Origin of the sequence: Paenibacillus sp. 7541 (genome assembly GCF_002276395.1) — a bacterium.
GTDB classification, from domain to species: domain Bacteria; phylum Bacillota; class Bacilli; order Paenibacillales; family Paenibacillaceae; genus Paenibacillus_AQ; species Paenibacillus_AQ campinasensis.
Window position 1 is genome coordinate 1 of the sequence record NZ_NQLZ01000012.1, and the last position, 14,278, is coordinate 14,278.

At 52.6% G+C, this 14,278-nt stretch carries 16 protein-coding genes; 9 read left to right on the plus strand and 7 right to left on the minus strand.

All coding sequences use genetic code 11. The annotated features are described in order from the left end of the window. The first annotated feature begins 257 nt into the window (after nt 1-257). From CHH75_RS25540 to CHH75_RS07610, 5 genes are all read left to right on the plus strand, one after another. Nucleotides 258-410, plus strand: coding sequence for a hypothetical protein (locus tag CHH75_RS25540; protein ID WP_369680147.1), 153 nt, complete (start codon nt 258-260; stop codon nt 408-410). Further along, entirely contained in the window at nt 407-1,081 is a 675-nt protein-coding gene (locus CHH75_RS07595; RefSeq protein ID WP_095263774.1) for a hypothetical protein, read from the plus strand. Before CHH75_RS25540 ends, CHH75_RS07595 begins: the two co-directional genes overlap by 4 nt. 527 nt (nt 1,082-1,608) lie before the next feature. Further along, the gene (locus tag CHH75_RS07600; protein ID WP_095397884.1) at nt 1,609-2,028 is read left to right on the plus strand and encodes a hypothetical protein; all 420 of its coding nucleotides are present in this window, start codon (nt 1,609-1,611) and stop codon (nt 2,026-2,028) included. Between the two features lie 21 nt (nt 2,029-2,049). Continuing rightward, on the plus strand, nt 2,050-2,382 hold the full coding sequence (locus CHH75_RS07605) for an HIT family protein (protein ID WP_095263776.1): 333 nt from the start codon (nt 2,050-2,052) through the stop codon (nt 2,380-2,382). 139 nt (nt 2,383-2,521) lie between these two features. Further along, nucleotides 2,522-3,247, plus strand: coding sequence for an HAD family hydrolase (locus CHH75_RS07610; protein ID WP_483310922.1), 726 nt, complete (start codon nt 2,522-2,524; stop codon nt 3,245-3,247). A gap of 114 nt (nt 3,248-3,361) precedes the next feature. Here CHH75_RS07610 and CHH75_RS07615 read toward each other — a convergent pair whose 3' ends face one another. Genes CHH75_RS07615 through CHH75_RS07640 form a run of 6 tightly spaced genes read right to left on the minus strand, consistent with a single transcriptional unit; the run spans nt 3,362 to nt 10,050 of the window. After that, nucleotides 3,362-4,498 (minus strand): YheC/YheD family endospore coat-associated protein, encoded by a 1,137-nt coding sequence (locus tag CHH75_RS07615; protein WP_095397886.1) that lies wholly within the window; start codon nt 4,496-4,498, stop codon nt 3,362-3,364. Beyond that, entirely contained in the window at nt 4,480-5,013 is a 534-nt protein-coding gene (locus CHH75_RS07620; protein ID WP_095397887.1) for an N-acetyltransferase, read from the minus strand. The genes CHH75_RS07615 and CHH75_RS07620 overlap by 19 nt, the downstream gene beginning before the upstream one ends. Nucleotides 5,014-5,049: 36 nt before the next feature. Then, nucleotides 5,050-6,156 carry a YheC/YheD family endospore coat-associated protein gene (locus CHH75_RS07625; RefSeq protein ID WP_095397888.1) on the minus strand — a complete coding sequence of 369 codons (1,107 nt, stop codon included), beginning with the start codon at nt 6,154-6,156 and terminating at the stop codon, nt 5,050-5,052. Then, a complete protein-coding gene (locus tag CHH75_RS07630) occupies nt 6,153-7,526 on the minus strand; it encodes a YheC/YheD family endospore coat-associated protein (protein WP_095397889.1) in 1,374 nt (457 codons plus the stop codon). The genes CHH75_RS07625 and CHH75_RS07630 overlap by 4 nt, the downstream gene beginning before the upstream one ends. Further along, nucleotides 7,523-8,668 (minus strand): YheC/YheD family endospore coat-associated protein, encoded by a 1,146-nt coding sequence (locus CHH75_RS07635; RefSeq protein WP_095397890.1) that lies wholly within the window; start codon nt 8,666-8,668, stop codon nt 7,523-7,525. Before CHH75_RS07635 ends, CHH75_RS07630 begins: the two co-directional genes overlap by 4 nt. Nucleotides 8,669-8,682: 14 nt before the next feature. Then, entirely contained in the window at nt 8,683-10,050 is a 1,368-nt protein-coding gene (locus tag CHH75_RS07640) for a YheC/YheD family endospore coat-associated protein (protein WP_095263783.1), read from the minus strand. Nucleotides 10,051-10,176: 126 nt separating this feature from the next. On the opposite strand from CHH75_RS07640, the gene CHH75_RS07645 reads away from it, so the two are divergent. The 4 genes from CHH75_RS07645 to CHH75_RS07660 all read left to right on the plus strand — a co-directional run bounded on the left by CHH75_RS07645 (nt 10,177) and on the right by CHH75_RS07660 (nt 13,816). Further along, on the plus strand, nt 10,177-11,352 hold the full coding sequence (locus tag CHH75_RS07645; protein WP_244908087.1) for a DUF445 family protein: 1,176 nt from the start codon (nt 10,177-10,179) through the stop codon (nt 11,350-11,352). A 100-nt stretch (nt 11,353-11,452) separates the two neighbouring features. Then, the gene (locus CHH75_RS07650; protein WP_095263784.1) at nt 11,453-11,800 is read left to right on the plus strand and encodes a YlbF/YmcA family competence regulator; all 348 of its coding nucleotides are present in this window, start codon (nt 11,453-11,455) and stop codon (nt 11,798-11,800) included. A 178-nt stretch (nt 11,801-11,978) separates the two neighbouring features. After that, nucleotides 11,979-12,284 carry a hypothetical protein gene (locus CHH75_RS07655; RefSeq protein WP_095263785.1) on the plus strand — a complete coding sequence of 102 codons (306 nt, stop codon included), beginning with the start codon at nt 11,979-11,981 and terminating at the stop codon, nt 12,282-12,284. Nucleotides 12,285-12,484: 200 nt separating this feature from the next. Further along, on the plus strand, nt 12,485-13,816 hold the full coding sequence (locus CHH75_RS07660) for a DRTGG domain-containing protein (RefSeq protein WP_095263786.1): 1,332 nt from the start codon (nt 12,485-12,487) through the stop codon (nt 13,814-13,816). A gap of 100 nt (nt 13,817-13,916) precedes the next feature. On the opposite strand, the gene CHH75_RS07665 is transcribed toward CHH75_RS07660, so the two are convergent. Further along, the gene (locus CHH75_RS07665) at nt 13,917-14,228 is read right to left on the minus strand and encodes a YtpI family protein (RefSeq protein WP_095263787.1); all 312 of its coding nucleotides are present in this window, start codon (nt 14,226-14,228) and stop codon (nt 13,917-13,919) included. Nucleotides 14,229-14,278: the final 50 nt, after the last annotated feature.

Genomic DNA, 14,278 nt, shown 5'->3' on the forward strand with positions numbered 1-14,278 from the left:
AAACCTCAAAAACATACTCCTGAAAAGAAAAGTAATACCCAAACTGGAAATGGTCCATATTCGCATATTCAAGATTCAAAGTTTGTAGGACCTGGAAAGGACTTTACTGCGGCTCAAAAGAAAAAGATAATAGAAGAGAACATGAAGAAAAATGGTGGGCTAGTTAAATCTGATTCGTCAGGTAAAGTCGCTACTAAGCCACAAAAGAGCAAAAAGGCGTTACACCAGATCCAAATGAGTGGCAAATTGATCACATCATTCCTAAAGATAAAGGTGGAACTAACAGTTATAGTAATGCTCAAGTGCTTACTCGTAAGGAAAATAGAGATAAGTCAAATAAATTACCTTCTGACTCAAATGAACCAAATAAAAATAAGCCACCTTCTAAGCCGACAAGGAGGAAGAAATGAAACCAATTATTTTGAATGATGGTTTGAATAAAAAGAGTCTGTGGAACGGTTGCATACTTGCATCAATTGCACATGGAATTATGGTTGCTCACTATCCTGAGTTATCATATGAACATTCATGGGACGGAATAAACTATAGCGTAGTTGATGGTTCAGGAGGAAGAGGAACAATTACATTTAAAGATAAATATTGTGTTGGGGCGTTTCGTAATGATAACGTCACCCGTACAGAATTTTCTTCAGCTATTGACTTTTATAAAGGCGCACCACCAGAAGTCCTTGAGTTATCAAAAAATGAGACTTTAGAGTATCTTCTCGAGGAAGGAGACGATGGTATGTCAAGACCTTACATTACAACAGCATTTTGGGCTGATGACGACAGAATTTTTTCTAATGATAATATCGTAAGATTGATTCAAAATGGTGGTTATCTTTTAGAGAGACAGCTAATGGAATATGACTCTGCGGTTGAGTCTTGGCGAGATTATTATGAGATGACCAATGTACAAGTCGATCTGTTAGAGTCCATATATACTAGAAAAATTAAAAAACCAGAAGCAAAGATCATACTAACTAAAAGAGAAATTAAAATGATTGGAACGGATGATCATGAGGGATTGAGTGAAAGTAGTACTTCGTTTGAAGAAATCGGGATACAGTGGGAGAGTTAGGTTACGGGGGGGACCTGTAGGAAGTTGTCATGAATTGAGATGAACACATAAAAGCTACAATAATATACCTTAATAGCGTTATGTTGAACAGGTCGTTATGGTCAGATACCACCGTGACTGACCTGTATTTTTTAATCTTCGTTGACTTACAGTTTTTTAAATTAAAATCAATATTTTGTAAATAGATCGGGCTGGAAATTGTTTTGAAATCATCTTACCGATTATATAGGAAAACTCGGCCAGCAGGAGGGCGTCTACCTGATCTGCGAGAAACAGCAGTCTGGTGATGGACAGCAAAGTAGTGAATCAAGTTGATAGGAATGAACCATGAGACATGGAACACATAACGTGCCCATGTGTTATCGAGGATACGGCATGACCGCCAGGTGAAGGGAGCGTTTGTTCCCGGCCTGGCTTTTTGACGTGCGGACAGCCGGCTGATCAACGCTGGCCATCGATCTGGATTAATTATCCTTTTGATGATAAAGTAAGGACAATCTTTTTATAGAAAGAGAGGCCTCTGCGTTATGAATAAAGCTCAAAAAAATATATTTCTGCATTTCGTATATCTGGTGCTGATAATCGTTCTGTTTGCGATCGGATCGGACATGTTGACTGAGTACAGGGCCGAGGCTCGAACCAGATTCGAGCACAACTTGTACTATGAAACTGCAGTTCTGATTCTGTGTTTCGGAGGTATCGGCGTCGTGCTCGGTCTAAGCGGGCTCAAGCGTTCGCGCGGGGGAAGAATCGGTCTGAACAAATCCAAGCTGCTGCTTCTGGCCCTGCCGTCGCTCCTCGTGACGATAAGTCCTCTGTTGGCCCATTTTGGCGTGTTTGACTTTTACGAGTCTCTATATGTATATATTCTGGAGCATCATGATATTACTATGGTTTCTAGCATTATTTTCGGACATTCTTTTTTTACTAGTTTTGTGAAAAAATAATCGGGTACTGGAGGAGCGAAGATGACGGATGATTTTTATTGCGACGAAGTGTTAAACGGGCGAACGGCTGTACAGAAGGTGTTCGAAACGGAAAGGGTGCTTGCTTTTCATCATACCCGTCCTTATTACCCGGTGCATATTGTGGTCATACCAAAGAGACATATTGCATCTCTTGTCACGTTGGAGGAAGCGGACAATCCCCTGCTGATCGAGATGATGGACATCATCAAGCAGGTTGCCAATCAGGTCGTTGCCGAGCACGGCGCTGCCAGAGTGAATACCAATCTCGGCAATTATCAGGATTCGAAGCATCTGCATTTCCATGTGGTGTTTGGCGAGCCGCTAAAGAGGTAGGCCCATACGAGGGCGCGGGAGCCTGGCCGCCTTGTCGTCAAGGAGCTTGATCCCGTGTGTTAATTAAGTGTTAAAAAAGAAGCGGAAGGTTTGCAGGGGGGTTCCCGTTCCATTATGATGAGAAGAGATATTACAGAAGATGAGATCAAATGGGAGGAAGGGAAGGACCGAATTGGATAATACTGTGAGACTTGTCAAACCGGAAGCTATGATTTTTGATATGGATGGGACGTTGTTTCAAACGGAAACACTGCTGCTGCCTGCTCATAACAAGCTGTTTGATATTTTGCGGGAGGAAGGGCATTACGAAGGGGAAACGCCGGACGAGGAGCTCGTCCTGAGCTGCCTGGGGATGCTGCTGCCTGACATTTGGAAGAAGGTCATTCCTAACGGAACGCCTGAGGCTCACGCGCGGGCGAATGAACTGCTGCTGCAGCTGGAGCTTGAAGGTCTTGAGAACGAAGAGGCCGTCCTGTACCCGAAGGTGAAGGAGACGCTGGAAGAGCTGCATCGCCGGGGAGTGAGGCTGTTTGTGGCAAGCAACGGTCTGGAGCAATACGTCAAAGGGATTGCGGAAGCCCGCGGCATCATGCCGCTGTTCGAGGGGGTGTACAGCGCCGGGGAGCATGGGACAGCCACGAAGGTGGATCTGGTCCGGCTGCTGCTGGACACGCACGGCGTGAAGACCGCCTGGATGGTGGGCGATCGCTCTTCGGACGTCGAGGCAGGCAAAGGGAATGGGCAGACGGTCATCGGCTGCCATTATGCAGGGTTCGGTGGCACGGAGGAGCTGAAGGGGTCTGATGTGATCATCGACGCATTCGAACAGCTGCTTACCCTTTATGATCAGGCGAAGGAAGCGTAATCCGCTTTAAATATCGAGCATGAACAGGGGAACTCTCCGGCCACAAGTCCGGCAAGAGCTTCCCCTGTTCGTTGATATGTTCAGAAGCCGGCTTTCATGACCTGTTTACAAGAACTATAGGGCCGCGCTGTCTGTGGAATCGAGCCGGGATTCCTTTTTTTGTTTGTACAGCCACAGGGCATACTCAAGCGGCCTGACGATGGACTTCCGGTAGGAGACGTGATCTCCAATCTGGGAGAAGACTTCTCGGGACGGCTTGGGATTCACCTCAAGCAGAAGAATGCGGCCGTTTCTGTCAATGGCAAGATCAAGCGCAAGCTCGCACAGCGCCTCGTATTGCGATTCCAGGAAACGGGGAATCTCCACGCCTAGACGGTAAGCCTCCTGCATGACCTCCTCCCGCTTCTGCACCTCGGGAATCCACTTATCCAGCAGCCGGTCCATCGGGATGGCCCGGCCTCCGCCATGCAGATTGGAGGTCACGCTGTGCATCGGCCCCATGCGTCCGACACATCCGGTCACCTCCCACTCGCCAAAGCCGTTCTTCTGAACCAGCATCCGGTAATCATGAACCCGGCCGGTCGGCAGCTCGATTTGAATCCCCTCTTGCACAACATAGTTGCCCCGCATGTTCCAACTGGAGAGATACCCTCCGATCTGCGAGAGGGTGACTCGTCTCGGCTTGATGATGCTCCGGCTTTGGTTTCGGCCTTGAATTTCATAGATGCCGGGCAGCAGCTGCCGTTTGCTTACGCGCAGAATGCCGCGGCCTCCGGTGCCGTTGATCGGCTTCAGATAGACCGTCTGGTGTCTGGCAAGCATCCGCTGCACGTCCTGAAGGCTGTGAATGAGCTGGGTTTCCGGCAGATGCTGGCGAAACTCTCTCCTGTCATGAAGCACTTTATGAATCGTCCATTTATTGCGCAGCGGCCTGTTCAGAAACAGCAGCTTTCTGTAGCGTGAGCGGAAGCTGACGAGCTGACGGAAACGCGCGCTTTTCTGGATGCGGCACCGGTCGAAGATGATGTTCGGAAAGGAGCGCCACTTTCTGAACCATTTTCGCTGTTCCGGACTGTAATGCAGTGCATGGATCATGCCGCCTCCCGGATGCACATCGGCGGGGGTGAACACATACACGTCCAGGCCGAGCTTCCGGCCCTCCGTAATCATCCGCTCATAGATATGCCTTTCCTCCAGAACCTTGCGGTCATTTAAGTAGAGCGTTAGGATGCCTAGGACAGGCTGAGACATAGAAGTTCACCTTCTTGATTAGAGTCGGGGCTGGCCCCTTTTACAGCCGCAGGCCGGATGTCTACCCCTTTCAAATTCAGTACCGGCCTGCCGGCAGCGTCCATTTCGAGGCCTTCGGCATGCATGCCGGCAAGAAAGCACATTTTTAACGCGGCCGTATGGCCGGTCGCGACAGTGCAATGCAGCTGGCCGAGCTCGCTGATCTGCAGGCGCAGCAAGGAGGACCCGATCCGGCGGTTGCGGTAAAGAGGGTGTACCGCGGTCATGCAGGCCTCCTTTCCATAATCTGCGGCATAGCTGATCCCGATCGGCATGCTGCCAAGCTCCCCGCGAACGGTGGCTGCCACAATGGAGGTGCCTGGCTGGTGGAGCGCTTCATAGCTTAGAGCAGCCAGATGTCCGATATGTCCGGCCTTTAAGCGCCTGCCCCCGCAGCGGCTGAAGAATTCGAGGCACTCCCGGCGTAGATGAGGCCAATCGGCTGGATCATGCAGATGGAGACGTGCGATTTCCATAGTAACCCTCCTTTGTGAGTACAAATTTCAAACCCTTTATTTGTTATCCAGCAAATAGCCGCAGTACTGGAATATCCGCTCCAGCGACTTTTTGCGAATGGCTGGCTCATCAAATTTCATCGGCCGCGAATTGGCCTCGAAGAACCAGAGTGCGCCATCCGCGTCGACGCCAAGATCCATCGACATTTCGCCAAGCATGTAACCAGAGCCCTTCTCGATCTGTCTGGCAATGGATACGGCGGCTTTCTCCACCTCGTTCAGAATAACGGCTGTTCGTTCCGGGCCGAATACAATCGGCAGCAGCTTCTCCGGGTCCTCGATCGAGCCGCCGCGCGGCACATGCGTCGTGATGCTCTTGGCTCCGGCCATGCGCGCACCGATACCGGTTACTGCCCATTGGCCGGTCTCCGTCTTCTGCGCCAGAATGCGGAGATCGAAGGCGCGACCGTGGACGGAGACCAGCTCGATGCCCTGCTGCACGAGGTAGGATTTGCCCTGGGTTTCCTTGTTGACCCGGTTCCATAACCGGTTCAAGGTGGCGGCTTTATACGTCGTGCTGTTTTTGTCGCTCTGAATTTGAATCCGGTAAGGCAGCGACTTGTTCTTCTGATATTTCACCCTCATGATGCCTCGGCCTGCTTTGCCGTTTTCCGGCTTCAGGTACAAATAAGGCATGCGTTTTATCATTTGCTGCAGCGTTGCGATTCCTCGCAGCTTTCGGGTAGGCGGTGCCCATTTTTTCGTATATCGTGACTTGCTCAGCCACTTGAACAATTCGCGTTTGTTAAAAAAGAACGGGTTGTAAATCATCATATCGGGATGCTTGAGGCATTGGTTTATTTTTTGGCGGACCCAGGGGATGGCTTCGTCCTCACGGCTTGGAATCCGATTATATATGATTTGGGGCAGAGGATACTGCCTCTGCTCCCACTTGTGATTGCTTCCGACATAGTAGCCTTTCACGGTGTCCTGTTTCAGCTTCAAATCCCGCGCCGTAACGACATAGACCTGATAGCCCATGTCCTTTCCGGTTTTAAGGATCTCCTGGAAATTTTGCCGATTGCCCCGAAACATATAGTCGGGATCATGCATGGTCAGGATCGCTACTACAGCTCTTCCATCGCTTTCGAATCGTCTGTTCACGTGTCATTCCCCCTGCTGAAGCCGCTCAGATACAAGCTATGATCAAAGATGTGCTCTACGGACGCCTTGCCTTCGCTTCTCAGGGAAGGATGGTGGAAGATGGAACGCCCCGGTTTGGAGTTGGCTTCAAACATCCAGATTTTCTCGTTCTGATCGATGCCGATATCAAACCCGATTTCCCCAAGCAGGTGAGTGTGATGATTCTCAATCGACTCAGACAGGATGACTGCCGCTTCCTTGGCACGTTCCAGCACTTCCTTGGCCCTTGCCCCGAATGCCCGGGAAAGAGCGCTATCTGGCGTAAGCAAAGAACCACCGTTTTTAATATGGGTTGTGACGCTGCCCCGACCTGCTTTTTTGGCGCCGATACCAACGACGCTCCAGCGGTTCTTGCCGTTCTTATGCATATGGAACCGGAAATCGATCGGACAGCCGTCAATTTCGATCAGGCGGATACCCTGCTGGATGACATAGTTGTGGAGCTTCGAGCCGTGTCTGGACTGCAGCATTCGCATCAGGCTGTTGAAGCTCGGGAATTTGAGCAGCGTGTTGCCGCCATTGCCGTGATAGCGGGCGAAATACCCTTTCTTGGGATGATAGGTCAGCCGGTATATGCCGAGTCCGAGGCTTCCAGCCGAAGGTTTGTAATATACGAAGCTGTGACGATCGAGCATATCCTTGATTCGCTCGGGGCTCGGGTTCGAATACGTTTCCGGCAAGAAGCGGCTTGCTTGAACGTCTCCCTCCAAACGATTGAAAATATCGGACTTGTTAAAGAAGGCCCAATTGAAAAATGGAATGTTGCGCTTCGTGAACCGTTGTCTCAGCTGGTTAGTGAATGGAGAGAAGTCGGTTTTCCGGCTGGGCAGACGGTTATAAATGACATCGGGCAGCGGGACCGTTCTGCGGACGAAGCCGCCATTTGAACTGAGCAGGAAGCCATGGACCGTCTCTCTCTGCCAGTTGATGTCCCGGGGCGCGAAGGCATAGACGAACATTCGTTTATTGCCGTCCCGAAGCAACTGGCGTATATACCCTGTGCGGGAACCGAAGGGGGTGGCCGGATTGCGAGGGCCGTCGGACAGTACACCGACGACAGGCCCAAGCCGAATCTCGCCTTCCCTTGGTGAATAGATGTAAGCAGGACCTGGTCTTGGGACATGGACGGCATTGCGCACCCCGCTGCTGAGATAAAGCTGCTTCCCCGATCGTTCTATGGGCTTCACAGCTGCCGTAACCGCGCTCGTGCCGATCCGAAGCAGGACGTTTTTTTTGCCGGAAAGACCCAGGCTTCTCATTAGCGAACCGGACACAAGGACGACTTTTTCGGGCTGCTGAGAGAAATGAATATTACCGTAATTCAAACTCATGTATTTACCCTCCTAAGTTGTCGAAGCAATAAATAACGCGTGTAATGCAGCGGATTTTCGATGGCCTTTGTTGCCGCAGGCTGCTCTCCTGTCTGCTTGAATGCTTCTCGGCCAGGCTTGGAGTTGACTTCAAGGAGCCACACCTTTCCTTCTCTGTCGATGCCAAAGTCGATGCCTAGCTCGCCCAGCCGACCGAAGCTGCTCTCAAGCAGGGGAGGCACGAGCCGGGATAACCGGCGAATCGTGGCCAGTACGGAGGCAGCCGTCTCGGCTCCGAACTCCGCTGCAAGATAGGGCTGGGCTAACAAGGCGGTCCCGCCCCCGTGAAGGTTTGAGGTTAGCCCCAGCCCCGCGCCTTCGCGAACCGCGACGCCGGTTAAGGACCATAATCCTTTGGCGTTCTTCTGAACGAGTGTCCGGACGTCAAAAGGATTTCCGCTTCGCGAATATAGGTGCAGAAACGGCTGCATCAGAAATCTCCGTTTTGCGGTAAAGCGGCTCACCCATTCCGGCAGCTCTGGAAGAGCGATGAGCCGGCTGAAGATGTCATTGCTCCGGTCTCTCCCCTGCAGACGGACGCTTCCTTGATCCCGAAGCGAGATATATAATGTACGTCGCCCTTGTGATCCCCCGCTCGGCTTCATGAACACTTCCCCGTGAAAGGTGGCAAGCGCCCGGGAAAGTGATTTCGAACCGGTGTAGCTGAGGGTAGGGGGAAGAAAATCGATGACGTCGGGAGAGCGGCTTAGCGTGTTGTAAACACTGAGCTTGCCGGGAAGCCCCCGGGACCATAACCTCCATCCGGCTTTCGGCAGTCCCCCCAAAAAGGCGGCCACCGCAGCGCTTTCCCGGGCGCTTCTGTACAGACAGCGATCATAGATGACACCCGGTATGGGAAAACTGCAGGATATCCACCCTTGACCGGATGCATACCGATAACCGCGAATGTGGGCCGAGGGATTTTCGGAAGGAAGAGAAACCGCGTAGCGCGGCGCTTCCTCAGGGCAAAACACAAATACCGAAACACCGAGCCTCTCGCCGACCTCGCTTAATTCCTGGAGATAATGTTCCTCGGCAAAGGGAGGAAAGCCCGATCTTCGGCATACCATGACACCGAGTGAACCTATTGTCGTAGAGGACATAAGGACCTCCTTCTTCAAAAGCCGGACAGATAGCGGCAGTATTGAACCAGCCGTACCGCCGAAGGTCTGATCTTGGCTGAATTAAGGGGAGCATTCTCGCTTTTGGACGGCTTGGAATTGACCTCCAGCAGCCAGATATGCCCCGTCGTGTCCACGGCCAAATCGATGCCCAGCTCACCGAAATGCAGCGGGATTGCTTTCTCCAGCCCGCTTGCGATTTCAAGCGCCGCCTGCTTCATCCGGGGAAGCGCGGTCTGTCTGGCCGTCAGCGGAACTCCGCTTGAGGCAAGCGCATCCTTCACCGTCGACAGGCTGCCTCCTCGTGCCAGATTCGATACAAAGTGATTGTCGCCCGCGATCCGGGCCACGATGGAAGTCACCGACCAGTCACCACTCTTGTTCTTGTGGACGAGTGCGCGAAAGTCGACATTCCGGCCCTGGATGCGAATCAAATCGAGTCCCTGCTGAATCTGGTACCTGGTTTTTCTCATTTTCAAGGAAATGGTGCTGAACAGCTTCAAAAGCGATGGGTATGTCTTCTTCTTGGTACCTGCAAGCGAGGTGGTCATCGTCTGGTAAGTGCCGTCTCCCTGGCGGGTAATCCGGATGATGCCTGTGCCGAGGCTTCCGCGCACCGGCTTGAGGAACACCGTGGAATGGGTCCTGCACATCGCCTTGAGCGTATTGAAGTTCCTCAGCAAATAGGATTCCGGCAAATACGGCTGAAGCTTTTCATTGGAGCCAAGCGCCTCAAACACTTCCGATTTGTCCAGGAATTTTTCGTTGAACACATGAGTTCCAAACCGAGATTTTACTTCTTTCATAAAATGCTGTACGCTAGGACTGTTCTCCAGCTTGCGCGTAAACAGCCGGTTATTGATGACGTCGGGAGCCGGAAAGGTCGCTTTTTTCCATCCTGCGTCATAGTGAACCGCTTCAAGCGATGACAGGTTAGAACCTATCATGTCAGGGGTAAAGAAGTATACATATGCACCCTGGGTTTTGCAGGCCTTGACCATTTCCAAGCAGAACGATGAGATCGATCCGAACGGTTTGCCGTGATCACGGGAATCGTAGCGGCTGACCATCACGCCGATGAGCGGACCGAGCCTCAGCGTCCCCTCTAATGCGTTGTACTTGACGTTTAATACGGTGCGAGGAAGAAGTCCGGATCTGCTGAATAAAGAAGGGTGAAGTCGAAGCGTGGCCGTTTTTCCTCCCGAGTAGACGCGCACCTCCTGCTTGAAGGACCCGTAAGCTAGCCATATCGACCGGTCTGTAGGAATACGCAACTGCTTGATGAGTCGGTCGCCCAGCTTGATATTGTCATTCGGGAGAAGGGCTGAGCTCATAAGCTGAACCGTGATCTTGGATTTGGACATCATGGATCTCCTTCCGACTACAACTGGATGTCTGGTGAACAGATTGGACTTCATCTGATCATTGCATGTAATGCATCATATGAGGACATATATCCCTTGGTGATTGTACCGCTGGTGAAAAAGGAGGTGCTGAAATTGCCAGACTGGCTCTTTGTTTTGGTCAATATGGTCGTCGCTGCGTTTGTCGGCGGTGTCACGAACCATTTAGCGATAAAAATGCTGTTTCATCCGCGGGAGAAGATCGTGCTTTTTGGCCGACGCCTGCCCTTTACACCGGGGCTTATCCCGAAACGGAAGCAGGAGATTGCCGTATCGCTCGGCAATGTAGTTTCCGACTATCTTGTGACAAGCGAAGGCATTCAGGAATTAATCCGCAAGCCGGCATTCCGGAACAAAATAGAGGACACCGCCGTCCAGAAGCTGAAGGAATGGAGCGAGTCTGAGCAGACCGTTGGCCAGCTCGCGCATTCGCTCTGGGGACCGGAGCAATGGGATCGCCTGAAGCAGCTGGCCCAGGAATCGGCGAGGCGGCTGACCGCTGGCGGTGTCCATGCGATCTGGCGCGAGTACGAGCTGGAGAACAAGCCGCTGAAGGTGCTGGTGCCGGGATGGTCGGAGACCACGATCGATAAATGGAGCGGCGCTGCCGCGGATACGGTGCTGAAGGAGCTGAGCGATACGCTCCTGTCTGCCGAAGGACAGCGGCTTCTGCGTAATATGGCGGTGACGATGGTGGACCGGGCCGGGGGCTTCCTTGGGGCAATGGCGGCCATCTTTGTGGATGAGGATAAGCTGGTCACGAAGCTGACGCCGATGCTTGTCGGTCAGCTGTCAAGCGAGAAGGTCAGAGAGACCGTCAAAGGGATCGTAGCAGGCAAGTTGGAGGAATACGGCGAGATGCCGATCGGTTCTCTGCTTGAGGCGATGTCCGGGGAATCGGGGCCGGAGCTGCTTATCGGCAAGCTTGAGGAGGCGATTCCGTGGATGGACTGGATCGAGCGGCTGGAGGCGCTGCAGCTGAAGGAAATATTGGGCCCGAGAATGCCATGGCTGATGTCCGTGCTTCCCGGATTCCTCGAGAAAGGACTGGCGATGCTGGAACGCGGCGTTCCGGTCGCCATGAAGGCGGTCAACCTTCCGCAGCTTGTGCGGGAGCAGGTGGAGAAATTCCCTGTGGAACGGCTCGAGGAAGTCATTCTCAGTGTATCCGGCCGGGAGTTCCGGGCGATTACATGGCTTGGCGTCGGGCTTGGCGCCGTCATCGGTCTGTTCCAGTCCTTCATGACCTTGATGTGGAGATAGGCAGGGCGAAGACAGGCGAGCGTGATCAATAGCAGAACAGACATGAACAGCACAGATACGAATGAATAACGGCAGCATCTGCCGATAGGAGGATACGAATATGAACATTTACGATAAGGCTCACGATCTGGCGAAGGCGATGAAGGAAAGCGAGGAAGTTCAAGAGATCCAGGCTGCGATGAAGCTGGTGGATGTCGATCCGGACAGCAAGCGCATGCTGGAGGACTTCCGCCGCAAGCAGATGGAGATTCAGCAAAGAATGATGTCAGGGGACATGCCTTCCCAGGAAGAGATGGAAACGGTAGAGAAGCAATTCGAGCTGCTCAGTCTGAACCTGAATATCCGCCGCCTGTTTGATGCTGAGCGCCGCCTCAGTGTCATCATCGAAGATGTGAACAAAATCATCTCGGACAGCCTGCAGGATCTGTACGGTCCAAGCGGTCTGTAATCCGTTCATCCATGTATGAAAGCGAACCGACGGAGGGTTTCCGGCGGTTCGCTTTTTTTGGCATGGCCGAGGGTGGACTCAATTTCATCAGCTGAGGCGAAAACTTGTCTCATAAAATGCCAACCTCGCTCATAGAGTAGAAATATAGATTTCAAAAGAGTAGAGGAGCTGCATAACGATGAAAAGGAAGAAGAACAAACTCAAGCATACGCTGTATTTGCTGATTGCGCTCGGCATGCTGATCTATGCGTTGCCAAGCATTTCATTTGCAGATGGATTCTCCTGGGTGTCGATGTTCGGAGCGGTATGGGCCGGATTTGCGCTGCTGGTCATTGCGTCGCACATGTACATTTTAATCGGTGTCGATGAAGCGAAGGAGAAGCAGCTGGAGGCGATTCGCAAGGAGAAGATGCGCCAGTGGCAGCTGAAATGGCCGGATGATCATCAGGGCAAAGAAGCGGGCGGCCAGGGCATGCAGGGGTAAGGGAAAGGGCGGCCTCCTCTGAACGACAGCAAGCCGATGATAGGCGGGCTGTCTTTCAGGGGAGGCTTTTTGCTTTGCTATGCTGGCGACGGCTTGCTGTTATCGGCATATGGGACAAACCCCACAGTATGCCTCCTGACAAAACGTGTTATAATAAATGAATACAGTATAGTACAGTTTGAGTGCCGGGGGTGTAACAGTTGGACGTACGTGATGATACGATTACGAAGCACGAGCAGCTCGTACAGCATATCGAAAGTTTGAAGGTAGGCAGCAAAATATCGGTCCGCCGTCTCGCAAGGGAGATGGGGGTGAGCGAGGGGACCGCATACCGGGCGGTCAAGGAAGCGGAGAGTCTCGGGATTGTCGTAACGAAGGAACGGATCGGAACCGTGCGGGTTGAGCGCAAACCGAGAAATATATCCGAGCAGCTTACATTTGCCGATGTTGTCGAAATTGTAGAGGGCCATGTTCTCGGCGGGGCGGAGGGCTTGAACAAAACGCTGCATAAATACGTCATCGGTGCAATGAAGGTCGAGGCGATGATCCGGTATATCGACCCGGGCGACCTGTTGATTGTCGGCAACCGGGAGGATGCGCATTCGCTTGCGCTGGAGACGGGGGCCGGCGTGCTGATTACCGGCGGCTTCGGCACCAGCCGTGAGGTCAAGCAGCTGGCAGATCAGCTGAATCTGCCGATCATCTCCTCCAGGCATGATACGTTCACCGTAGCCTCCATGATCAACCGCGCTATTTTTGACCGTCTCATTAAAAAGAAAATTATGCTGGTGGAGGATATCGCTCTCGACAAGCCGCGGAATTATGTGAAAAACTCGGTGACGGTCCGCGATTTCAAGCAAATTGCCGCGGAAACCGGTGAACAGCGCTTCCCGGTCACCGATGAGTGGAACCGCGTTATCGGCATAGTCGGAATCCGGGATGTGGACGGGCTGGCCGATTCGCAGTTGATTGAGAAGGCGATGACCCGCAATCCGGTGACGGCCGGGATGAAGACGTCGCTCGCTTCGGCGGCACAGACGATGATGTGGGAAGGCATCGACTTTCTTCCGATCGTTGACCGCAACCGGAAGCTCATTGCGACCGTAACCCGCAAAGAGGTGTTGACCGCCCTGCGGGATGCCCGGAATCAGCCGCAGCTTGGGGAGACGTTTGACCAGCTGATCTGGAACGGAATGGCCGAGGACCGCGATGATGAGGGACGGCTGTTCTTTCACGGGTTTATTACGCCCCAGATGGCTACGGAACTGGGCACCATCTCCCAGGGTGTGCTCACCACGGTGATGAGTCAGGCCGCATTTAAAGCCGCGAAGGAAATGAGCGGCTGGGATTATGTAATGGACAATCTGTCCACTTATTTCATTCGCCCGGTACAGATCGAGGATTCCATTGTCGTGCTGCCGAAGCTGCTTGAGCTGAGCCGGCGGACATGCAAGATGGAGATTGAAATTCAGCATCAGTCGAGCCTGGTGGCCAAGTCAGTCATGACGATGCAGGCGATTGATCACGGATAATGCGCAGGGAACAGCCTCTTCTTGCGCACATTCATTAAAGGGCTTCCCGGCGGTGGCGATTGACCGCGGCGGGAAGCCCTTGTCCTTGTCATGCTTGTTGCTAACTGGAGGATGGAGAGTTCTTGAGTTTCTTATAGTAATCCCGGCTGCGCAAGCCGGCAAACAGATTGAAGGCGCCCAGCACCAGAAAGGCGGCTTCCACAATGACAGCTAGCGTTGAACCGCTGAACAGAAACATGCAGACGAGCGACAGGGATGCGAGCATGATGCCCATGCAGATGTTCATCATGGCAAGGTTGATGCCGCGGTCCGCAGGATCCGGCATGCGGCGGGCCCGGATGCTGTACAGGGCAGCCGAGATGCAGGATAGAACGAGTATAATAAATAAAGCGTATCGAATGATTGCTAGCATGAGTAAGCTCCTTTGTCATCCAAGCACCTGCTCCTGACGGCGAAGCGCCG